The following is a 23,949-nucleotide window of genomic DNA, read 5'->3' on the forward strand; positions in this document are numbered from 1 at the left end:
AATGATTAAATTCATTAATAATTCAATATGGCTGTTTTTTTCTCAAACAATAGTGAAAATTTCAGCATTTGCTTATGGTATCTACTTAGCTAGAGAACTGAGTATTGAGGATTTTGGAAGATATGCTTTAGCGGTAACTGTATTTTCAATTTTAAACTTAATAATTGATTGTGGAATGTCAGTGTTTACCGTAAGAGAAGTTTCTAAAAGACCAGAATTAGCAAAATCTTTATATAATCAAACATTAAAAATTAGGCTATTTTTAGCTGTATTTATTATTGTGTTAGAAGCTTTGACTTATTTCATCTTCTTTCGGGGGATGGAGAAATATTGGTATATTTTGTTGTACTCTATGTGTCTAATACCATCCGCTTTTAGCCTTACTTCTGCCTCTATATTTAATTCGTTTCAAAAAATGGGGAACGTAGCTAGAATTACTTCCCTAGTAAGTATAATTGAGGTCGGAGTTGGGATTTTTCTCCTGAAAAAAGGTTATGGAATATCCATTGTAATTATGATTTCGTTTTTATCTTTAGTAATTCAGGCTTTATACTTAAGGATTAAAGTAACGAAATTTTTCCCTGAAGATGAGGTAAAAGAACCAAAAAAATGGTACTTTCTATTGCGTAGTAGCCTCCCTTTAATGTCATTATTTGTAATAAATATATTGTATTTTAAAGTGGATATATTAATGATCTCCTTTTATAAAGATGAATCAGCAGTTGGGCTATATAATGCAGTCTACAAAATAATTAATGCATTAATAATAATACCTCAAGTACTAAGTAATTCTTTTTTTCCTTACATTACGTCATTAATTAATAAAAATCCAGACGAATACAAAAGAGCCGTGATAACTTGTTTAAGAATCGTGGTACTGATTGTACTTCCTGTATCAGTGGGTATTCTTTTTGAGTCGCAAAAAATTGTATATTTACTTTTTGGTGAGAAATTTGCTCCTGCTACGAATACCCTAGTTTTATTAGGAGTAGGAATGGTTTTTTTATCAATTAATACAATTATTGGTACTATATTATTGTCTCGGAATTCAAATAGCATAATGATAAAAATTTCAATAATTTCCCTCATCTTAAATGTATTATTAAATGCTAGTTTAATACCTAAATTAGCTATTGAAGGAGCTGCCATTGCAACTTTAACAACGGAAATTTTAAGTACTTTCCTATTTTTATATTTATTAAGAGATTTAAAAATTAAATGGATATTTGAGTTCAAATCGTTATTAATTTCATCGGTGGTATTAGGATTGTTTTTAGTATTTGTAAAATTGCAATCTTTAATATATACCATTGTAATTTCAGCGATTCTTTATGTAGTAACTTTACAAATACTTGGTGAGACCAAGTCGATAATTAATTTTATTTCAAAAAAGGGAAAAACTACTTGATATAAGAGTTAATGATACATTTTATTTAAGGAAGTGGAAATACTTGAAAAATATCTTCATCATAGGATCAAAAGGAATTCCTGCAAAATATGGAGGTTTTGAAACTTTTGTAGATTTCCTAACAAATAAAAAGATAAATAAAGAAATAATGTATCATGTTTCGTGTTTAGGATCTAGTAGAAATGTTTACTATCATAATAATGCTCGCTGCTTTACAGTAAAAGTGCCTAAACTAGGAAGTGCAAGTGCGGTTTTGTATGATTTATTAAGCTTAATAGAATGTATGAATTATATAAAAAAAAATAAATTGAAGGACTGTATTATCTATATATTAGCATGTAGAATAGGACCTTTTTTCTTCTGCTTCACCCATCAATTGAAAAAATTAGGGATAAAAGTATATGTTAACCCGGATGGTCAGGAGTGGAATAGAAGTAAGTGGAATAAAATGATTAAGTTGTATTGGAAGATATCAGAAAAACTTATGATTAAGTATGCGGATTTGATTATATGTGATTCAAAGGGAATTGAAACACATATTAAAAAAAAATATAAAATATACAACCCTAAAACCAAGTATATTGCATATGGAGCAGAATTGGAAAAATCTCCTTTGACAGATAATAATCCAAAGGTAGTAGAGTGGTACCAAAAACATAAAATTTATTTTAATAATTACTATTTAATTGTAGGAAGGTTTGTACCGGAAAATAACTATGAGTTAATAATAAATGAATTCATCAAATCTAAATCTACCAAAGACTTGGTGATAATTTCAAATATAGAAGAAAATAAATTTTATAGTGAACTAGTTTCTCGTACAAAATTTATAAATGATAAAAGAATTAAATTTGTGGGAACTGTTTACGATAAAGAACTAATTAAAAAGATACGAGAAAAAGCATATTGCTATCTTCATGGCCATGAGGTAGGGGGTACTAACCCATCGTTGTTAGAGGCACTGGCTTCAACAAATTTCAACTTGTTATTAAACGTTATTTTTAATAAAGAGGTGGGCAAAGAAGGAGCACTTTATTTCACAAAAGAAGAAGGCTCCTTAGCAAACCTAATAAATACTATTGAAAATTTTTCTACAAGAAAATTTATTAACATTGGAAACAAGGCAAAAAATAGGATAAAACAAAATTATTCTTGGGGGAAAATTATCAAAGATTATGAAAATCTTTTTATGAGATAAATTTACAACGTTATGTAAAGGCAATAAAATAATAGGGAGGTTTTAATATTGAGAGGAATAGTTCTAGCAGGCGGTAGTGGGACCAGACTTTACCCCCTTACTATGGTCACGAGCAAACAATTATTACCTGTTTATGATAAGCCGATGATATATTATCCACTATCAACTTTAATGCTAGCAGGTATTAGAGAAATCTTAATTATTTCTACACCAGAGGATACTCCTCGATTTAAATCATTATTTGGAGATGGCTCACAATTTGGTATAAAACTTGAATATAAAATTCAGCAAAGCCCGGACGGTTTAGCCCAGGCTTTTTTAATTGGCGAAGAATTTATAGGTAATGATTCTGTGGCCATGATTTTGGGGGATAACATTTACTATGGAAGTGGAATGAGAAAAATCCTTCAACGAGCAGCACAGAAAGAAAACGGTGCTACAGTTTTTGGATATCATGTTCAAGATCCAGAGCGCTTTGGGGTTGTTGAATTTGATGAAACAGGAAAGGTTCTGAGTGTGGAGGAAAAACCCGAAATTCCAAAATCTAATTATGCAATTACTGGTTTATACTTTTATGATAGTAAGATTGTGGAGATAGCGAAATCTATTAAACCTTCTACACGAGGAGAGCTAGAAATCACTTCAATTAATGAAGCCTATTTACAATTGGGGGAACTAGAAGTTGAATTACTAGGTAGAGGGTTTACATGGTTAGATACAGGTACCCATCATAGTTTGGTCGAAGCAACTAATTTTGTAAAAACAGTTGAAGAGCATCAGGGAGTAAAAATAGCTGCACTTGAAGAAATAGCATATATTAATGGATGGATTGGGCTTAATGATATACTTGTGTCTGGCGAAAAATTTGCAAAAACAGGATATGGTCAATATTTATTAAAGGTAGCAAATGGAGATATAAAGTATTAATTGGGGGATTAGAGATGAAAGTAACAAATACTTCTTTAACTGGAGTAAAGGTAGTTGAACCTTCTGTTTTCGGAGATCATCGTGGCTGGTTTATGGAAACGTTCAATAATGAAAAATTTAAAGAGGTTGGTATCAATATAAAATTTATTCAGGATAATCAATCGTATTCTGCTGCAAAAGGGACTTTAAGAGGATTGCATTACCAACTAAATCCTAAAGCTCAAACAAAACTTGTTAGATGTATAAGAGGTTCTATTTTTGACGTTGCGGTTGATATTAGGAAAGGTAGCCCCTCATTTGGAAAATGGTTCGGACTAGAATTGAGCGCAGAAAATAAAAAACAATTACTAGTACCCAAAGGTTTTGCCCATGGTTTCATTACCCTGGCTGATGATGTTGAGGTTCAATATAAGGTAGACGAGGTATACGCTCCAGAGTGTGACCGAGGTATTATTTGGAATGATTCAACTATTGGAATCGAGTGGCCGACAGAAATTACTCCGATCCTGTCAGCGAAAGATGAAAATGCTCTAACCCTCAAACAAGCCGCAAATAATTTTACCTATGGAGAGTAGTAAATGAAGATTTTAGTAACGGGTTATACAGGACAATTAGGATATGATGTTGTACGTGAAGGCCTTAATCGAGGGCTGGATATGATTGGTGTAGGCTCAAGGGATTTAGATATAACTGATTGCAAGGCTGTGGAACGGTACATTGAACAAGTCAAACCCAATGCAATTATCCACTGTGCTGCTTATACTGCCGTAGATAAAGCGGAGGATGACAGGGAAAATTGTTGGAATGTGAACGTTAATGGTACAAAGAATCTTTCCCAAGCTGCCAAAAATTCAGATGCAAAGTTTATATATATTAGTACAGATTATGTTTTTAATGGTAAAGGAGAAGAACCTTTTACAGAATCTAATCAACCATATCCCACTGGATTTTATGGACTGACTAAATATGAGGGTGAAAAAATTGTACAGTCTCTTTTATCAGAATGGTTTATTGTAAGGGTCTCCTGGGTTTATGGCTTAAATGGAAATAATTTTGTTAAAACAATGCTAAGGATAGCAGAATCAAGGAAGGAAATAAATGTCGTTGGAGATCAAATAGGTTCACCTACTTATACTATTGATTTATCAAGGTTATTAATTGATATGATTCAAACCAATAAGTTTGGAGTATACCATGCTTCAAATGAAGGATTCTGCAATTGGGCAGAATTCGCCAAGGAAATTTTCCGTCAAACCGGATTACAAGTTAAAGTTAATTCTATTTCAACTGAAGAATATCCTACTAGGGCAGTCAGGCCTAAAAATTCTAGAATGTCCAAATTGAAAATTATTGAAAATGGATTTAAGCCATTGCCAAGGTGGCAGGACTCTCTAAATCATTATTTAAAGCAATTATTAAACGAGGTGAAATGAAGTAATGGCAAAAAAGAAAATATTAGTTACCGGTGGTGCTGGGTTTATTGGAGGTAACTTTGTACAATATATGGTTAATAAATATCCTGAGTATGATATTTATAATCTTGATTTATTAACTTATGCAGGCGATTTAGCAAAGCATAAAGATATCGAGAATAAAGAAAATTATCATTTTGTAAAAGCTGATATTGCAGACAGACAGACAATCATGGCTCTATTTGAAAAAGAGAAGTTTGACTATGTTGCTCACTTCGCTGCTGAAAGCCATGTCGATAGATCAATAATTGATCCGGGAATTTTCGTCAAAACGAATGTACTTGGAACCCAAGTATTGCTAGATGCAGCAAAACTCATCGATGTAACTAAATTTATCCATGTTTCAACCGATGAAGTATATGGTGAACTTGATTTTGATCCAACAACTTACTTTACTGAAGAAACTCCACTACAACCAAACAGTCCTTACAGTGCAAGTAAAGCATCATCAGATTTTTTGGTGAGAGCTTATCATGAAACATTCAACTTGCCAATTAACATTACCCGTTGCTCTAATAACTATGGCCCATTCCACTTCCCGGAAAAGTTGATACCATTAACGATATCTCGTGTTTTAAATGATGAAAAAGTTCCAGTTTACGGTGATGGCAAGAACATTCGTGATTGGCTCCATGTGATTGATCACTGTGCTGCGATTGACATTGTTTTACACGAAGGGGCAAATGGAGAAGTTTATAATGTAGGCGGTAAAAACGAAAGGACAAATTTGGAAGTAGTTAAAACTATTATTAATGCTCTTGGCAAGACAGAAGATTTAATTGAATTTGTTAATGACAGATTAGGTCACGATAAGAGATATGCAATAGATCCCACTAAATTAGAGAATTTAGGTTGGAAACCAACTTTTAATTTTGAAACCGGAATTACTCAAACTATTAATTGGTATATACGTAATAAGTGGTGGTGGGAGCAGATTATTAGTGGAGAATATCAAAAATATTTTGAAAAACAATATACCTTAAGTAATTCCTATTAACCCCTACAAATAAATGATATATGAATACAGTGTTTTATATTGAATAGCTATTTATACTAATGGACTTCATATATTTAGAGGTAAATAGTTAAAATATAAACAAAGTCAATTTGAATGATTTATTTTTTTAAAACTGATAATGGGTTGAGGGTGGAAAAATTGTGAAAATAGCTGTTGCAGGAACTGGATATGTAGGGCTAGTCACAGGTGTTTGTCTTGCTGAACATGGACATCATGTTGAGTGTGTTGATATTGATGGGAATAAAGTTGCGCTTATGAAATCAGGCGTTTCCCCGATTTATGAGCCTGGCCTGGAAGAATTGATGAACAAAAACAGGGAACGATTAACTTTTACTACCAACTATAAAGAGGCATACAGAAAAGCGGATGTCGTTTTTATTGGGGTTGGAACTCCTGAAAAACAGGACGGATCTGCTAATTTAAAGTATGTGTACGAAGTTGCTGAACAAATTGCTCAAAGTGTTGAGCAAGATTGTATCGTTGTAGTGAAGTCAACCGTTCCTATCGGAACAAATGATAAGATAGAGGATTTAATAATAAACAAATTGGATAGAAATGTTCGGGTTTCTGTGGTATCCAATCCTGAATTTTTGTCACAAGGAACGGCTGTTAGGGATACAATGCATGCCTCCCGTATTGTTATAGGCGTGGAAGATGAGTATGCCGGTGAAGTTTTAAAAGAAGTGTATAAGGATTTTAATGTGCCGGTTGTCATTACAAACAGGAAAAGCGCCGAAATGATCAAGTATGCTTCCAATGACTTTTTGGCATTAAAAATATCTTTTATCAATGAAATTGCAAACCTTTGCGAGAGTGTTGGCGCTAATATTGAAGATGTTGCGCTTGGAATGGGCTTGGATAGCAGGATAGGGAATCAATTTCTAAAAGCCGGCATAGGCTATGGAGGTTCTTGTTTCCCTAAGGATACCAAAGCACTGCATTGGCTTGCCAGTTTTCATGATCATGAAATCAAAACCATTAAGGCTGCAATCGACGTAAATGAAAACCAAAAATTAAAACTTGTTAAAAAATCACGAAAGTATTATGACAGTCTAAATGGACTGAATGTTGCTGTTTTAGGCCTTACATTCAAACCAGGTACAGATGATCTACGTGAGGCTCCGACCCTGGTTAATATCCCCTTAATGCTTGAAGATGGGGCGAAAATAAGAGCATGGGATCCAGTAGGTGTTAATAACTTTAAGAAACTTTATCCTGATGAAATCACCTACTGTGATTCCATAGAAGATACTGTGAAAGATGCAGAGATTTGTTTTATTTTTACTGAATGGGATGAAGTGAAGGATTTTAATTTAAATAAATTCGGCCAACTTATGAAACATCCTATTATTCTTGATGGACGAAATTGCTATGACTTAGCCAGTGTCAGGAAATCAAATTTAATTTATGATTCCATTGGAAGGGAAACAATATATAACCTTACAAAAGTTTTGGTTTGATACGTGATTCCATAGTGTTATGACCCTTGTACAAGAGAAAAAAATGTACATGTAATAAATGAAGAAGTGTTCTTGTAAAACTAAAGAATGGTTATTTATTTAAACAAGGGGAAAGGAATCTGCTTCTAAGAAAGGCGATTGTTTTTTCCTTACTTATGGGTTTTATGAATTTATGCTTTCTTGAAAGGCTAGATTAAGATAGTTATCCTTTTTGAGTAATGTAAAGAGAGAATATTAACAAATAATATTATTGACAGGAATACATTGTATAAGATGCGGGTACATTTATAGTAGAAACTTAAAATTGGGTGCCGGAGATATGGTGATGTTTTAAATTGATCTTTTTTATTGGTTTTCTTGCAACCATCTCCACAATGAGTTTGAAGATTGCCGCCAAAAAAGGTGACGCAAGATTGGGATATTATTCAAATAATAAAAAATAGCAGTCCTTTTATGGGCTGCTTTTATTAGACCTTTGTGTTATTTTGCTATAAATACTTTTCATCCTCGGCCCTTGCCCTAACTTTTCTGGCTGGCGTACCATAGGCAACAGAATAAGAATCGATATTTTTAAGAACAGTAGATCCGGCACCTATAACCGTATGCTCACCAATTGTAATATTGTGGATTACATTCGCTCCTAGTGAACCAGTCGAATAGTTCCCCAATGTAACACCACCAGCTAGCGTTGCCCCTGGCGCGATGCTGACAAAGTTCCCAAGCTTGCAATCGTGATCGATGGAGGACTTTGTATTGATTATACAATGGTCGCCAATAGTTGTGTCACTGTTGATGACAGTGTTGGCCATTACGGCAGTTCCTCTGCCAATAGAAACATATTTTCCGATGGCAGCGGAAGGATGGATAGCTCGGATAAATTTAAAGTTTTTATCGATTTTTAAAATATCATTCACCATTTGCCGGCGGGCTCCGTTATCCGCTAAAGCAACAATTCCTCCGATAATGGCATGCGGGTACGTTTTTAACACCGGTAAATCGCCAACAACGTTATAACCCATTACTTCTTCACCAATTTCACGGGCACCATCAACGATGCCGATAATGCGGTAACTGCCCATCCTTTCAAGAATATCAATAATAACCTTACAATGTTTACCTGAACCAAAAACAACAACATTCTTTAATTCTTTTCATTCCTTTTGTAAGATAGATAATTATATCTATAATCTACCAGAGTTGCATAAAAAAGGATAACCATTTTAAGAGAATTTGATTAATTCTTTAGATTTTCCTTGCCCGAAAGTTTAATTAATGTTCTTGTAATTGGCTAGTAATTTGATAAAATAACCAGTAGAAGATACCTAGGTAAAAAGCACTAAATACATACCACATAATTCGTACGAAACGGCAAACCCATTGAAAAATGGCGGCGCAAAGCTATAGGGGCTAAAGTGTGAAAACTATGCCAGCCAGCTTCCGAATATGAATACCTTCCTGCGAATTATGAACTAATGGAGGATCACTATGTGGTTATTAGTTACAGGCATTCTGTGTGGAACTTTCTCAGTCGTTGTCATTATGAGTCTAATGGCAGCCGCTAAAAGAGCCGACTGTCGATACGAACTCTTTCATCAAGAAAAGGGAAATTAAGCAATCCTGATTTGGGGTTGCTTTTTTGTTTCATAATAAAAAGACAGGTGCTAAATAACACCTGTCTTAAATGTTAATTCAATTTGAAGTGTTGCCTTAAAGTTTTAATTGGGTCTTTAGTTCGTTTTGAATAGATTGTCTGACTTCATTAGGAACAATGTAATAATAAATTTTATTGATTTTTGTGCCAGATCCTTTCAACTCCAATTGCTGAACATCTTTACCTGCTGCTTTGTAATTTTTTTGGATTTCGACCATTTCTTCAAATGTAAGGTTGGTTCGTACATTTTTACCTAATGCGCCAAAAATATCTCCGAAGTTCGTTATGCTTTGGAAGGATGCTCCTCTATTAATGACAGCCTGGATGATTTGCCGTTGCCTTGTTTGCCGGCCGAAGTCCCCTCGTGGGTCCTCGTATCTCATTCGAGAAAATTTTAAGGCTGTTTCACCATTTAAATTAATTTCTCCCTTTGGAAAATGTTCACCCTCATAAGTAAAATCCAGTGTGTTGGTTACTTTTACTCCACCGACTGCGTCTACAATATCCTTAAACCCTTCCATATTGATTTGGACGTAATAATCAATCGGGATATCGAGAAAGTGCTCAACGGTATTCATGGCCATTTCAACGCCGCCAAAGGCGTAGGCATGGTTGATTTTGTCCTCTTTTCCTCGGCCAACAATTTCAGTTCGTGTGTCCCTCGGGATGCTGAGCATTTTAACAGATTTGTTGTTCGGGTTAACCGTCAGAACGATCATCGAGTCGGAACGCCCTCTGTCACCTTTCCGTTCATCCACGCCAAGCATAAGGACGGAAAACGGCTGCTGCTTTTTCAAAGTCACCTTTTCATCGCGCTTTTCTGATTTGTCACGATCCAGGGGCTGATGCATCTTATCCACAGTACTTGTTAGTGATCTATACACAGTAAAGGCGTACGTGCCCACTGCTAAAAACAAAATTAATAGACTGATAAATACAATTTTAATCCAACTTTTCTTTTTCTTTTTTTCTGCTCTCATTTTACCCTCCGATGTAAGTTAAGCCTTCTTACAGAATAGCAAAAAATTGGTGCTTTATCTATGAGAATTTCAATTAATTTACAAGGTTCGGCAAATTTTAGCAAAGTGAGGGTTTAGGCTATTAGGATTTGCTAGCTTGCCCTAATCTTATATCTTTTAGATAAGCAGATAGTAGTTAACTGTATTGATGAACCATCCTTAACGAAAGTCCGGGTATTGACGGAATAATTATCTAGGTGTTCGTAGATGTAAAATACCTGCATAACTATCCCAACAGTCTAGTGGTTGGCATCACCTAAAATAATTGAACCCGTGGGACAGACCTGTTCTTTTATTTACTGGTGGAACCATCGGGCACTGATTGCAGCGCGGTGGAAGGAAGGCTCCAGGCCAGCTGATTTCAAAAAAGTCACCGATAAAAAAGCGGAGGAATGGCGTTCTTTTTTCAATCTATGATACATTATAGATTAGCAAAAGGATGGGAGTTTTTTTCAATGACAGAACAGAACAATGCTTTGCCGCCAAAAACGTGTGAGATTGAGCGTCTTATCACAATGGAAAATGACATCAAAAAAGTGCTGGAAGGCAAGAAAACGGCTACGCGCCGTAACGGCCGTTATGCAGATGTAGGCGAAATCATGGAGTTAAAAGGAAAGAAATTCGTTGTGGACAGTGTCTACTCCCAATCACTGGGAGAATTGACAGATGCAGATGCCGAGCGCGAAGGCTTTGAAAATGTAGAAGCGTACAAGCAGTCGATCCTATCTTATCACCCGGGAATGCCATGGCTTCCGCAAATGCGCGTCTGGGTGCATGAATTCAGTCCTGTTGAAGAATAAGAAATGGATTTATTGTACCGAATCATTATTTATCTTCACGTCGCAAGCGTGATTGCGTCAATTGGGCCTTTCTTCATTTTGATGCCCATTGTGAAAAAACTTCCTGATGCTGTGGAGAAAGAGCTGGAGGCCTATTTGGCTTTGTTGAAGTCAGTCGTGCGGCTGTCTAAGCACGCCGGCCATGTACTAATTGGAACAGGAGTGCTGCTCGTCATCCTCGGCCCCTGGACATGGAAAACGCCGTGGATTGTCGGAACCCTGGCGCTGCTGTTCGCCTCCCTCTTTTTCCTGGCACGGGCATTCTCGCCAACACTTCGGGAATTTGCCGAAGAAGATGCAAATAAACTAGCACTTGCCGCAAAACTGAAGCGCACCATCTGGACCTACATCATTTTATTGATGGGGATGCTATGGTTCATGGTCGTGAAGCCGAATTTGTGGTGAAGATGTTGAAAAGCCCGGGCGGGGATTGATGCTCGGGCTTTTACTATTGCTGGAAATGGGGCATTGGTGTCAGATGCCTGAAATAAACGAATGTATATAGGTTGAACGTAATAATTACACTATTTTAATTGAATAAGCTGGTTGATTGAAGCTCAGGCATGTAGACTCCTCGAAAATGCTATCGCATTTCCTTCGTGCAAAGCCCATTCGAGGGAGCTATTTGTCCTGCGGGATTGAGCGACAAGGTTGAGACCCCACAGGCGCATGCGCCGAGGAGGCTCAACTGGCGCCCCGCGGAAAGAGAAATGCCCGGAGAGGAAATCAACCACCCCGTTCACGTTGGATACCAATTTTTATTTCAATTCAACCTATATATGTAATTTGTCCACAGCAGGGCCTGACACTTTTTTTCCTAAAGCTATGACACAAGATCGGCAACTCTCCCGTCTAATCTTACAGGAGGGATAAACATGAAAAAATGGATCATTTTAGGCGGGATTTCGCTGCTGTTTATTGCCGGTCTTTCTTACTTCTTTTCAACGCAATTCAAGGTGGTCAATGCGTGGGAAGGAGAAGGAGAGGCCATTGTCATGGCCAATAAGGTTTGGAGCATTCAGTTTACCGAAAAAGTCGCGAAAGAAAGTCTTCATTCTGATTCAATCTATGTTTTGGATGATCAAGGCAAGAAAATCAAAACAAAACTGTCTCTTAGCGATGATCAAAAAACCATCTATCTTGACCCTCCTAGAGACGGGTATCCTCTTGACGCAAGATTTTACACACTAATTTTTAATAAAGACCTCGAATCTTCGGCAGGGAGAAGCTTGGGAGGGGTTAAATCCTGGAAGTTTGTTGTAAAAGAACGCCTTCCTGTCATAGGATCGAAGGAAAAGTTGAATGGCTATTTTAAAAATCTATTAAAGCAGGAAAAAACTTTGCGCGGCTGGCGGTTTTCGAGAGATACAATGGAGTCGTCCATGAGTGACGCAAAATCATCGGCGGATTCAGCTAATCAGGCAGCCTACTCCGAAACGAACAATCAAGTCCAGGGAGTCGACGAAGCGGACCTTGTCAAATCAGACGGAAAGCATATTTTTCAGACGGAAGAAAATGAAGTTCGCATCATTCAGGCTGCGCCCGAAGAGGATATGAAGCTTTTGTCGAGGATTTCCTATAACGGAGAGTTTATGCCGTACCAGCTTTTTTTACACGAAGAGAAATTGGTCGTCATCGGCCATCAGTATCACACTTTTGCGAAACCATATGAACAAGTGGTTAAGGATTCTAAGATTGCCCCAATGATGCAATCAGCAAAAGTAATCATCTATGATGTGAAAAATCCGGCAAAACCAGTCCAGGTACGGCAGGTTGAGCTGGAGGGAAGCTATGTGTCGGCGCGGAAAGTGGAAGGGATTGTGTATCTGGTCACCAAGCACCATCCTGATTACTGGCTGCTACGCGAAAACGAAGCCATTGATATTCGTCCGAAGTATTCGGATACAGCAACAAAGCCAGCGGAAAAAATCGTCAGTTATGATGAAATCAATTATTTCCCGGAATCCAAAGAGCCTAATTATACAATGATTGCAGCGATCGACCTCAATCATCATGGTAAAAAAGCCGCTGTCACCACCTACCTTGGAAGCGGGGAACAAATGTACATGTCAAAGGAAAATCTCTATCTCGCGATTGCGAATTGGGCCGAGCGTCCGCGGGGGAATTGGACTCAGGTGACGGCACCAGATACAACTATCCATAAGTTTTCGGTCAAAGGGATGGACGTGGAATTTCAGGGGTCGGCATTAGTCCAGGGCACCGTGCTCAATCAGTTTTCAATGGACGAACATGATGGCTATTTCCGGATTGTGACGACAAAGGGATATGCATGGGATGAAAGCAGGCCATCCTCCAATGCTCTCTATATCTTGGATGAAAATCTGAAGCCGGCGGGAAAGCTTGAGTCACTGGCGCGGGGTGAGCGGATTTATTCTGCGAGATTCATGGGCGAGCGCATCTATATGGTTACCTTCAAGGAAACGGACCCGCTTTTCGTCATTGAGGCAAGCAATCCGGCAAAACCAAAAGTGCTGGGAGAACTGAAGATTCCAGGGTTCAGTAACTACCTGCACCCTTATGATGAAAATCATTTGATCGGATTCGGGCATGATACGAAAATCATCGCGGCAAAAGAAGCGGGTGCTCAGCCGCGCATCCTGACTGACGGCGTCAAAATTTCGCTGTTCGATGTTAGTGACATGAGCCATCCAAAAGAGAAATTCACAGAAATCATCGGCGGGAGAGGTACGTATTCACCGCTGAATCATGACCATAAAGCACTGCTGTTCAACAAAGATAAGGGTTTGTTTGCCTTCCCGATTTCCGTTTATCAAAACAGCAAGGCAAATGAATACGATCAAATTTTTGAGTACCAGGGAGCTTATGTATACAGTATCGATCCGGAAAAAGGATTCACGCTTCAGTCGAAAATTACCCATATCAACAGCGAGAAGCCATCTATTTATGAGGAATACGATACAGGGATCAAGCGGCTCTTGTATATCGGTGATACCCTGTTCGCCCTGTCACCGGAAAAAATCACAAGCCATGACCTGAAATCGTACAGAAAGATCGGAACTCTCGGGTTGAGATAATCATGCCATGGGGTTGCCGATTGTTTCTTGGTGATCTCATTATAAAAAATCCATAAAGATTGAATGATTACCCCCTCGTTATAACCGCAGCCGCGGTTATAACGAGGGCTGTTTTTTTGTAGGACGGCGAATGGCGGGTATTTTCTGTTTGGTGTCAAAGGCGGTCATGGTGTATGGGCCAATTTTTCCCCAAAAAGGCAGTTTGATTGGAATGTTGAAAATTGTTGTTGTATGCAGAATTATCCACTTTTTGTATAATGTGATTAGTTCATATTAGAGAATATTGCAATGAATTTAGGGGGAGAAACATGGAAGGTATTACGATTAAAGATGGATTTATAAATATGGATTTTGAGAAGGTTACTGAAATGCTTTCACATGCATTTTGGTGTAAGGGAATAAAAGCTGACGAAGTAATAAAAGGTGCTGAGAATTCCGCATTAGTTGTAGGAGTGTTTGTTGACGATAATCAGATAGGTTATGCGAGAGTGATTTCTGATAAAACAAGATTTGCCTATATTCTTGATGTGTATGTTGATGAAAACTTTAGAAGAAATGGACTTGGCCAAAAAATGATTCATTATATTCTTAGTCACGAAGAATTAAAGGACGTATATCAATGGCTATTAATTACTAAGGATGCTCATGGTGTTTATAGTAAAGTTGGTTTTGATCCTATTTCACGTCCTTTGGATTGGATGGAGATAAGAAAGGACAGACCGATTTAATAGGTCTCTTTGCTGTTTCACATATTATTTTAGGAAGTCACACTTATGGGTAAGGGATCTATTGTGGTTAAAGCGTTCTTGGTTTTACTATTGTTAATATGAAAGTGGGGGAATTATGCAAATTGATTTTAGCCCTTTGAAGCCTTTTATGAATGAATTGCTTCTGAATCTTTTACTAGTACTGTTTCTTCCTTTTCTCCTTGCTCTTTTCTTAAAATTACTACTAATAAAGATGAGAGTACCGAGAAGGGCTTCGGGTACAATTGCCAGTCTTGCAATGCTATATGGAATTTATAGAATGTTTATGTTTGTAACATAGAAGTGATTTATGTGAAAGTAGAAGGGCATTCCCAATTCCGGTATCTTCATATAATTTGAGTATGGGGAGACGGCGAATAGCGGGTATTTTCGTACTAGCTGTCAAAGGCTTGCATGGTGTATGGGCCAATTTTTCCGAAAGACTGAGAGGCCATTATGATATCTCCAAAGATTTCTTATATGATTTACTGTTTATTTCCGGGTAAATTACCGTGTTTCTTCATTACGAAGGGTACAGATTGGTTTAAGCTTGCTTCTTTACCCTAATGCGGATCCATTGAACCTGATTCCTTTGTATGAAATTCATAATTTACAACTAAACTGTTCCTCCTATTTCGAACGTCAAAATATGTAAAATAATTAGAGATTCCAGTCTATTAAAGTTCCTTCGTAAAACTAGTAAACTTATATTGTCTGATATTTCAGACAAATAAATAGTTTTGGAGGGATTCGATGAAGATTAAGAAGAAGGTTCTAGCTATTTCATTATCAGGGCTGATGGCTTTTGGCGGAATTACTGCGGTTGGCCTGCCGGCTAGCGCAGTGGGCAATGGCCCGAGTGCTGGGAATGGGTCCATCCAGACATCGATTTTACATACTTATGACAGTATGGTTTCGTACCTGAAAACCCAGGACGCAAAGCAGGCTGCAATGGAACTTGAAATCATCGGCAAAACGGTGAAGGGCCGGGATATTTACATGGCGAAATATGTTTCCAACCCTGCTAATCCGACCATCCTGTTCCTGACGCAGCAGCATGGCAATGAATAGCTTACAACCGAAGGAGCGTTGGAATTTATCAAGCATTTGGGGACAGGGAAAACAAAGGACGTGCTGAAAAATGTAAACGTTCTCATTATCCCGATGCTGAATGCGGATGGCGCAATGGGCGATGTGAATTTCTCATTAGATAATTACCTTGCAGACGGCGGCCGCCACTTAACCCGTTACAATGCCAATGAAGTGGACTTAAACCGGGAGCATGACAAAGCGATATCTGCAATGGAACCTGAAGTGCGCGCGCTCCATGAAAATGTTTTCCAAAAGTACAAAATTGATTATATGATTGACCTGCACCACCAGGGTACGAGGAGTGAAACGGAAGGAGAACTTGTTTCCGGCTCCATCCTCTATCCGACGAACTCAAATGTCAAACCTGAGGTTCTTGAAAAATCCAAGAAGCTTGGGGCCATTGTCTATAATAAACTTGAAAGCAAGGGCTGGGGACATATCGGCAAATATGTTGGAGGCTCCGAGGAAAGAATCGGACGAAATGGAGCTGCTGTTCGTTACGGTATTTCAACACTCCTTTTTGAAATGCGCGGGATGTCCGACCATTACATTGAATCCTATGCCCTCGGCCAAAAGAGCAATGGCTATCTCATCAAACAAACGGTCGAAACCTTGGATGCAACCGTAAACGCAATAGCCGACGGGTCTATTGAAACAACAGACACAAGCTTCTGGGACACCCTCCCTGAACAAAAGAATAGGGCGTCTGAAGAAGAAGCGGACGAATAGGGAATACAAGGACACGGAACTGTTAAGGATACACAAAGTAAACCCAAACTCACCAACTGGCGGGTTTGGGTTTTTTGATTGTGAAATGAAAACCCAGGGCAGGCCCGCGAAGGCAGAGAGGGGGGTATTGTTTGTTCATTAAATTAGGGGAAGGCGGCTTGGGGGCCGCCTATGTTTGTACCAAATTACTTTTGAAGAAAAGATTGGGTGTTTGTCCGAACAAAGATCATAGCTCCAACAAAAATTTGAATTAATGCCGAAACCAGAGAGTGTATTGCTCGAACAACGCTGCCTGCATTTATTAGTATAGGCCTCAATTATTAAGATTGTTTTAACATGTTATGAAATTTTCTTGTAAAAATGATTAATAAATTCAGGCTTATTTTATGAGTTGCGACTTTTCAGGACTTCCTGGAGGCGGTCAGGGAAGTTGGTGAACATGCCTGTTACGCCCCAGTCCAATAGTTTTTCCATATCGGCTGTTTCGTTAACTGTATATGGATGGATCAGAAGGCCGCTGTCTCGGACCTTTTGTACATAGGCTTCATCAATTTTGCCATAATTCATGCCAAGTCCGATGCTATAAGATTTGTACTCTTCCAGCTCTTCATCTGTCAAAGTCGCTGGCTCTTCGTACCAGAGCAGTTGGACCAATGGAATGGTTGGATCCATTTCGCGGACCATTTTCAGGCTGTCCGCGCTGAATGATTGAACGATGACTTTGCTGGAAGGCACATTTTTCCCTGTCAATTTATACTCGTTCAGGATTTCCACTAGTTTTTCTTCCATGCCAGGGTAAACTTCGGGAGATTTTGTTTCAATGTAATAGCGGGCGCCTGTACCGAATGTTTCAATGACTTCCTGAATGTCGGAACTTTAAGGCCGAAGTACTCAGGCTTAGCATACTCCGGATATTTCTCATTGAACCAGGAACCAGCATCAAGCTGTTTGATTTCCGCGAGCGTAAAGTCTTTTACATGACCGGTTCCGTTGGTTGTACGCTCCAACGTTTCATCATGCATGGCAATCAGTTCGCCATCTTTTGTCATTTGGAGGTCAATTTCTATGTAGTCACCTTTCATTTGCTGGCCGAGCTTGTAGGCAAGAAGCGTATGCTCAGGAGCATTGCCCGATGCACCGCGATGCGCAACATTCAGGATTTTGTTGGGATTAAGAGAAGGCTTAATCAATTCCGCCGCCTGTACCTGGCTCACTACTCCAGTTCCAATACCGATAACTGCCGCAGACATCATGACATTTCTAAAAAAACTTTTCATCAACATTTAAAATCCCTCCATTCATTAGTCACTTAAAGCTTAATAAACGTAAATGAATAGAGTGTGAAGGGGGAATAACAATATCGTTACAAAATTGTAAATAGTGAAAATGTTATTTGTATGCACTGATGTTGGCTGCCTTGGTGTATGGCCAATTTTCTCTCAAAAGGGGGATTAAAAGTCGAACCCGTAAGAACCGCTGCCATGCTTCAATAAGAAGTAAACGCGAATATTTTCCAGTTGCCATCCTCTTTTATCATGGCAAGTTCCGCATCTCTTTGTTCTCCTGAACTAAATATGAGAGTAGCATATATGGTTATCATGTCATTTTCGGCTTTTACTTCTTGCCTTCGGTTGTCAGAAATCATAGCTTATTCTGACAGCCCAACCTGATTTTCGCCTTCGGTTGTCAGAAATCCGGGCTTATTCTGACAACCCACCCTAATTTTCGGCTTCGGTTGTCAGAAATCATGGCTTATTCTGACAGCCCAACCTGATTTTCACCTTCGGTTGTCAGAAATCCGGGCTTATTCTGACAACCCAACCTGATTTTCGGCTTGGGTTGTCAGGAAACATGGCTTATTCTGACAACCCACCCTGATTTTTCGCCTTCTGTTGTCAGAAATCATGGCTTATTCTGACAACCCAACCTGATTTTTGCCTTCGGTTGTCAGAAATCGGGGCTTATTCTGACAACCCAACCTGATTTTCGCAATGGGTTGTCAGGAAACATGGCCTATTCTGACAACGCAACTTGATTTTCGCCCTCGGTTGTCAGGAATCATGGCTTATTCTGACAACCCAACCTGATTTTCGCCTTCGGTTGTCAGAAATCATGGCTTTTTCTGACAACCCAACCTGGTTTTTCGCCTTGGGTTGTCAGAAATCCGGTCTTATTCTGACAACCCAACTTGATTTTCGCCTTCGGTTGTCAGGAAACATGGCTTATTCTGACAACCTAACCTGGTTTTTCGCCTTCGGTTGTCAGAAATCATATCCTCTGGGTATTTACAGTCTGGCTGTTGGGTGGGGAGCCCGGTGTATGGGCCAATTTTTCCAAAAAAAAGCTTTAGTGTAGAAAATGCAGTGGCTTTTGGCCGAAAATAAACAAGAAGGAGTGGGGAATTATATCCTGGCTCCTTCTTTAGTATGGTTTTCTTGTATTAACGCACTTTTCAAAAAACGGTGAATCTAGTATTGTTGGGATATGGGGATGGGTGAAGACTATGCTAAATCTTAGTACACAGAAGAGATTGTTTATCATGTTTTTGGTTGTGGCGTTGATTCCGATGCTGACGCTAGGGGCCATTTCCTATTATCAGTCTTCAAGAGTGGTGAATGGCAAGCTATCAAACTACAATCATTTTGCCGGCGAAAAGATTAAAACGCAGCTTGATCAAATTTTGGAAGATATGTATTTTAGCGCAGCGGAAATCAAGCAGTATTTAGCGGATAATACGTCTGTTAATTTACAGCATGAGGAGCCGCGAACGTATGAGGACTTTAAAGAAGTGGATAATTTGCAGAGGCTTCTGCAGGCGCATAAAAAGTCGAACATCCGCGGTATCTATATCATTACTTCGTCAGGCTATTTCTACGGTGATTACGATTTTAAAATGAAAGAATTTAAGATGCAGGATATTTGGAAAAGGACAATTTGGAGCGGCGACTCGGAAATCGGGATTTATCAGCCGAACCATCTTAAAGATAATCAGGTTGATCATATCCTTGGCTTAATTGTGCCATTGAAGTTTTCCTACGGCGTATTAAATAACAGCTATCTATTAATCGAAACGGATATTGACGATGTATTTCACTTGATGGAGGTGCTAGAGGAGGATCTCCAATCCAGGATAACGATTCGAAATGAGATGGGCCAGCCGCTTTATCATTCAAAAAGTGCGGAGGCAGACACGGTCGACGATATTCTATGGAAAGAGAATACAAACATTAATAATTGGGAGGTTGAGATCCGCGTACCCCGCGACAAGTTTTATGAATCTTCCCAAGTTATATTAAAAATAGTATTTATAGGAGTTTTGATCGCTACTATCCTGGCCCTCATTCTTTCTTATGTCTTTTCCAATCAGTTTTCAAAACGGATTTTTATGCTGAAATGGGCGATTGATGAAGTAAGTAAAGGAATCTTCGACACAAAGTTATTGTCTGACGATAAGAAGGATGAAATTGGAAAACTAGGCAGCCATTTTAACCGGATGGTTGAGAAAATCAAGCAATTGATGGAAGAGGTAAGGGAGAAAGAATCAACCAAGCGCGAAGCTGAAATGAAAGCGATTCATTATCAAATTAATCCGCATCTTCTTTTTAACACGTTAAATACGATCCAATGGAAAGCCCGGATGGATGGGAATGTGGAAATCGGAAAGATGCTCATCCATCTGACGAAAGTGCTGGAAGAAAACTTGAATTCTACGATTGATTTAATTCCGTTAAAAGAAGAGTTAAAGACGCTTCAGCATTTCTTTGCCATTCAAGAATTACGATATGGGAAAAACTTTACCTTTTCATTGAAAATGGACGAGCAGTTTGAAAAAGGGCTGATTCCAAGAATGACCTTGCAGCCGATGCTCGAAAATATTTTTTTCCATGCATTTGAGGATGGGACGGGGACGATTGGCCTCGAGTTTTTAGAGACTCTTTCTTATTTTCGGCTCGTTTTAAAGGACAATGGAAAAGGGATTCCTCCGGAAAAGCTGAGTGCATTATTTACACGGCCAAATGAGAAAAAGCGCGGAGGGATCGGCTTATATAATGTGAAGCAAAAGTTTTATATCCATTATGGGACTGATTTTCACATAAATACGGATTCTGTGGCTGGCGACGGAACCACGATTACGATAACTTGGCCAAAGAGGTGGGTGGATGAGGATGAATACAGCAGCCATAAAAGTATTAATTGTTGATGATGATACGATTGTGCGCCGGGGATTAGCGGCCACGGTCGATTGGGAAAGGTTTGGGATGACTGTGGTCGGCGATGCCCCGAATGGAAAACGGGGCTGGGAGGAATTTTTGCGCCACGAACCGGATGTTGTCATTACCGATATCGTCATGCCGGAGGAGAATGGACTGGAGTTCTCACAGAAAATAAAAGTCAGCAGGCCGCAGACGAAAATTCTGCTGCTCAGCTGCCATAAGGATTTTGATTATGCCCAAGCGGGCTTAAAGCTGGGCGCATCAGGCTATTTATTAAAAACAGCCTTCGATGATGAAGAGCTAAACCAATTTCTGGCCGCTTTTCAAAGCGAACTGTCAGAACCCGCCTCAAAGGAAGAACCAGATTTTTCAGGCCATCCAAAGGTTATTCAACAAGCGATTGAGTATATTGCCAGGAATTTATCAAACCCGATGACCGTAGAAGGCATTGCCGATGACGTAGGAATGAGTAGAAGCCATTTAAGCACGTTATTTAAGAAAAATTTGGGCTGCGGCATCCATTCCTTTATTGAAGAAAAACGTCTCCAGCTTGCAAAACAGCTATTAAAGGGATCTGACATTAATATTCAAGAGGTTGGAGAGCAAATTGGCATTCAGGACGCTAAATATTTCAGCAAATGGTTTAAACGGTGCACCGGCATCCCGCCATCTGATTACCGAATCAAACAAAAAGACGGGAATTAGCTAACAAAAAGACGAATTTTAATAAAACCGGAGAAAATTGCACGAAAATTCAAACAAATAGAAGTGTTTAACCGCTTTCAGGAAAGATACAATGAAAGCGGTTACTTTTTTAATAGTCAAAAAATTAGAAAAGAGGGGTCGTATGAAGAAAAGGAATTTATGTTTTACTCTGCTAATCGCAATCGCTCTCTTGTTGAGCGCGTGCAGTTCGAACACTTCGTCCGGAGCGGAGAAAAAGGACAAAAAAACAGTTTTGCGCTTTGCCACTTGGGATGCAGGGAATACACTGAAAATCCAGGAGGATATCGCAAAAGCTTTTGAAAAAGAAAATAAAGATGTAAAGGTGCAGGTTGAGGCTTACGGAGATGGGTTTGATCAAAAGATTGCCGCCTCATTCGGGGCAAAAAATCCCCCAGATGTGATGTATATGTGGGATTTTACGACATACCACCAATCGCTTGAACCGCTTGATGGATATACAGAGGAAGATTCCGATCTCAACATGGACGATTTTTACGAGGGTCTGTTCAACTATTCAAAAGTGGACGGAAAACTATATGGAATGCCGGCCGGCTTCTCCACAATGGTTGTCTATTATAATAAAAAGCTGTATGACGAGGCGGGGATTTCTTATCCTCAGGATGGCTGGACATGGGACGATTTTCAAGAGAATGCCAAGAAGCTAACGGATAAAAGCAAGAAACAATATGGCTTTGCTGTAACGTCCGAGCCGGATCCGTACGATTTGCAAGGTTTGGTTTGGAGCAACGGCGGCAGCTTTATCTCGGATGACGGCAAGAATATTGATGGAATTATGAATAGTAAAGAAACGGTTGATGCGCTGCAAATGTACGGTGATATGGTGAAGGAGGGAATCGCTGTTTCGACGGGCGGGGCAAATCAACAAAGCGCCAGCGAGATTTTCAAAGCGAACAAACTCGGAATGCTTATCAATGGCGTTTGGTCAGTACAAGGTTATAAAGATGCAAAGGTAGACTTTGGAACGGTGATGATGCCCGCGTTTGGTTCCAAGCCTGTAAAAGGATTGATTAACTCGTCGTCGATTTCAATCGCGAAAGATTCAAAGCAAAAAGAGTTGGCCTGGAAGTTTGTAAAATTCTTCTCTTCCGAAGAGGCAATCAAGATGAGAACAGCAGACCTGCCTGTCCGCAAAAGTGTTGTTGAAGAAACAAAAGTAACGGAAGATCCATTGTATAAGCCATTCTACACCATGCTGGAAAAAGCGGATAATTCACCGGCATTCCTATTAAATAAAAATTGGAACGAGGTTAACCGCAACCTGTCCGCCGCCATAAATGCGGCCATGATTGGACAGGATACAAAGCCATTGCTCGATAAAGCCGTGAAGGATTCGGAGAAATATTTATCTAAATAAATTGGCAAAGGCTCCACAACCACCAAAGTGTTGTGGAGCCTTAAAAAAAGCAGGAGGAGGCATTCGATGAAATCCGGCTTAAGTATTGGCACAGCACCCCCGGCACTTCAGCATAAGAAGAAAATAAAATGGGGCCAATTGGTCCCCTATCTGTTTATTGCACCGTGGATCATTGGCTTTGTTGTGTTTACCATTGGACCGTTATTGTTTTCACTTGTGATTAGTTTTTTTGATTGGCCGATTGTCGGGGAAGTCACATTTGTTGGCCTTTCGAACTACATAACGATGTTTACTGATGACCCGCTGTTTTGGCATTCCTTATGGATCACAGTGAAATATGCGATGATTTTCGTCCCATTGAATATTACTTTGGCCTTATTGTTGGCTGTTTTACTGAATCAAAAGGTAAAGGGCAGCTCGCTTTTTCGGACGTTTTTCTATGTTCCCTCCGTTATTTCCGGCGTTGCGCTGGCGATGATCTGGCGGACGGTTTTTGATGGCGAATACGGTATATTGAACTACTTGCTTTCGTTAATTGGCATTGAGGGGCCAGGATGGCTGAGTGACGCAAAGTGGGCACTCAGTGCGATGGTCATCGCCAGTTTATGGGGCCAGGGGACGATGATGTTGATTTTCCTGGCGGGTTTGAAAAATATTCCCCAGGATTTATACGAGGCAGCAGAAATTGATGGGGCCGGAAAGCTCTATAAATTTTTCAAGATTACCGTTCCCTTGTTATCGCCGACGATTCTTTTCAATTTGATTATGACGATTATCGGAGCGTTTCAAACTTTGACGCTTGCACTTGTATTGACAGGCGGCGGCCCGATGCAGTCGACCTATTTCTATGCAATGTATGTGTACGAGAATGCGTTCAAATATTACAAAATGGGCTATTCATCAGCCAATGCGTGGATCATGTTCCTTATTGTACTGACTTTAACGATGCTGGTCTTTAAATCATCGAGTATGTGGGTGTTTTACGAAAGTGAAGTAAAAAATAAAGAAAAGTAAGGAGG

General features: G+C 39.2%; 17 protein-coding genes, 3 pseudogenes and 1 riboswitch. Of the genes and pseudogenes, 17 read left to right on the forward strand and 3 right to left on the reverse strand.

Translation table 11 applies throughout. The features are described 5' to 3' along the window. Position 1: 1 nt before the first annotated feature. The 7 genes from AR337_RS17950 to AR337_RS17980 all read left to right on the forward strand — a co-directional run bounded on the left by AR337_RS17950 (position 2) and on the right by AR337_RS17980 (position 7,483). Positions 2-1,408 carry a flippase gene (locus tag AR337_RS17950; RefSeq protein ID WP_059173413.1) on the forward strand — a complete coding sequence of 469 codons (1,407 nt, stop codon included), beginning with the start codon at positions 2-4 and terminating at the stop codon, positions 1,406-1,408. 43 nt (positions 1,409-1,451) lie between these two features. Next, a complete protein-coding gene (cps2T, locus tag AR337_RS17955) occupies positions 1,452-2,606 on the forward strand; it encodes a beta 1-4 rhamnosyltransferase Cps2T (protein WP_059173414.1) in 1,155 nt (384 codons plus the stop codon). A 48-nt stretch (positions 2,607-2,654) separates the two neighbouring features. Next, positions 2,655-3,533, forward strand: a complete 879-nt coding sequence (rfbA, locus tag AR337_RS17960) for a glucose-1-phosphate thymidylyltransferase RfbA (protein ID WP_059173415.1) — start codon at positions 2,655-2,657, stop codon at positions 3,531-3,533. 14 nt (positions 3,534-3,547) lie between these two features. Next, positions 3,548-4,108 carry a dTDP-4-dehydrorhamnose 3,5-epimerase gene (gene rfbC, locus AR337_RS17965; protein WP_059173416.1) on the forward strand — a complete coding sequence of 187 codons (561 nt, stop codon included), beginning with the start codon at positions 3,548-3,550 and terminating at the stop codon, positions 4,106-4,108. Between the two features lie 3 nt (positions 4,109-4,111). Further along, positions 4,112-4,966 (forward strand): dTDP-4-dehydrorhamnose reductase, encoded by an 855-nt coding sequence (rfbD, locus tag AR337_RS17970; protein ID WP_059173417.1) that lies wholly within the window; start codon positions 4,112-4,114, stop codon positions 4,964-4,966. 4 nt (positions 4,967-4,970) lie between these two features. Then, positions 4,971-6,002, forward strand: coding sequence for a dTDP-glucose 4,6-dehydratase (gene rfbB / locus AR337_RS17975; protein ID WP_059173418.1), 1,032 nt, complete (start codon positions 4,971-4,973; stop codon positions 6,000-6,002). 161 nt (positions 6,003-6,163) lie between these two features. Beyond that, positions 6,164-7,483, forward strand: a complete 1,320-nt coding sequence (locus AR337_RS17980) for a UDP-glucose/GDP-mannose dehydrogenase family protein (protein ID WP_059173419.1) — start codon at positions 6,164-6,166, stop codon at positions 7,481-7,483. 488 nt (positions 7,484-7,971) lie between these two features. Here the strand turns inward: AR337_RS17980 and AR337_RS17985 are convergent. Further along, positions 7,972-8,610 (reverse strand): annotated as a pseudogene (locus tag AR337_RS17985) (acetyltransferase); the annotation flags it as partial. A gap of 230 nt (positions 8,611-8,840) precedes the next feature. Further along, positions 8,841-8,925: riboswitch (cyclic di-GMP riboswitch) on the forward strand. A gap of 265 nt (positions 8,926-9,190) precedes the next feature. Next, positions 9,191-10,114 carry a LytR family transcriptional regulator gene (locus AR337_RS17990; RefSeq protein WP_059173421.1) on the reverse strand — a complete coding sequence of 308 codons (924 nt, stop codon included), beginning with the start codon at positions 10,112-10,114 and terminating at the stop codon, positions 9,191-9,193. 312 nt (positions 10,115-10,426) lie between these two features. Between AR337_RS17990 and AR337_RS24105 the strand changes: the two genes are divergently transcribed. The 6 genes and pseudogenes from AR337_RS24105 to AR337_RS18020 all read left to right on the forward strand — a co-directional run bounded on the left by AR337_RS24105 (position 10,427) and on the right by AR337_RS18020 (position 16,615). Then, the gene (locus AR337_RS24105; protein WP_367576269.1) at positions 10,427-10,570 is read left to right on the forward strand and encodes a conserved phage C-terminal domain-containing protein; all 144 of its coding nucleotides are present in this window, start codon (positions 10,427-10,429) and stop codon (positions 10,568-10,570) included. Between the two features lie 38 nt (positions 10,571-10,608). Further along, on the forward strand, positions 10,609-10,953 hold the full coding sequence (locus AR337_RS17995; RefSeq protein WP_059173422.1) for an ASCH domain-containing protein: 345 nt from the start codon (positions 10,609-10,611) through the stop codon (positions 10,951-10,953). A 3-nt stretch (positions 10,954-10,956) separates the two neighbouring features. Beyond that, positions 10,957-11,397 (forward strand): hypothetical protein, encoded by a 441-nt coding sequence (locus tag AR337_RS18000; protein ID WP_059173423.1) that lies wholly within the window; start codon positions 10,957-10,959, stop codon positions 11,395-11,397. Positions 11,398-11,867: 470 nt separating this feature from the next. Continuing rightward, a complete protein-coding gene (locus AR337_RS18005; RefSeq protein WP_059173424.1) occupies positions 11,868-14,048 on the forward strand; it encodes a beta-propeller domain-containing protein in 2,181 nt (726 codons plus the stop codon). A 308-nt stretch (positions 14,049-14,356) separates the two neighbouring features. Beyond that, positions 14,357-14,776 (forward strand): GNAT family N-acetyltransferase, encoded by a 420-nt coding sequence (locus AR337_RS18010; RefSeq protein ID WP_059173425.1) that lies wholly within the window; start codon positions 14,357-14,359, stop codon positions 14,774-14,776. Positions 14,777-15,547: 771 nt separating this feature from the next. Continuing rightward, positions 15,548-16,615 (forward strand): annotated as a pseudogene (locus tag AR337_RS18020) (M14 family zinc carboxypeptidase). A gap of 384 nt (positions 16,616-16,999) precedes the next feature. Here the strand turns inward: AR337_RS18020 and AR337_RS18025 are convergent. Further along, positions 17,000-17,898, reverse strand: a pseudogene (locus AR337_RS18025) (glycerophosphodiester phosphodiesterase). A gap of 1,256 nt (positions 17,899-19,154) precedes the next feature. On the opposite strand from AR337_RS18025, the gene AR337_RS18030 reads away from it, so the two are divergent. The 4 genes from AR337_RS18030 to AR337_RS18045 all read left to right on the forward strand — a co-directional run bounded on the left by AR337_RS18030 (position 19,155) and on the right by AR337_RS18045 (position 23,944). After that, positions 19,155-20,816: a sensor histidine kinase gene (locus AR337_RS18030; protein WP_059173427.1), complete on the forward strand. Its 1,662-nt coding sequence runs from the start codon at positions 19,155-19,157 to the stop codon at positions 20,814-20,816. Further along, positions 20,782-21,534, forward strand: a complete 753-nt coding sequence (locus AR337_RS18035; RefSeq protein ID WP_082687073.1) for a response regulator — start codon at positions 20,782-20,784, stop codon at positions 21,532-21,534. Before AR337_RS18030 ends, AR337_RS18035 begins: the two co-directional genes overlap by 35 nt. A gap of 142 nt (positions 21,535-21,676) precedes the next feature. After that, complete coding sequence (locus AR337_RS18040) at positions 21,677-22,930, forward strand: sugar ABC transporter substrate-binding protein (RefSeq protein WP_059173429.1); 1,254 nt, start codon at positions 21,677-21,679, stop codon at positions 22,928-22,930. A 66-nt stretch (positions 22,931-22,996) separates the two neighbouring features. Then, complete coding sequence (locus tag AR337_RS18045; protein ID WP_059173430.1) at positions 22,997-23,944, forward strand: carbohydrate ABC transporter permease; 948 nt, start codon at positions 22,997-22,999, stop codon at positions 23,942-23,944. The last annotated feature ends 5 nt before the right edge of the window (positions 23,945-23,949 follow it).

Source organism: Bacillus sp. FJAT-27445 (assembly GCF_001510665.1).
Lineage (GTDB): Bacteria > Bacillota > Bacilli > Bacillales > Cytobacillaceae > Bacillus_D.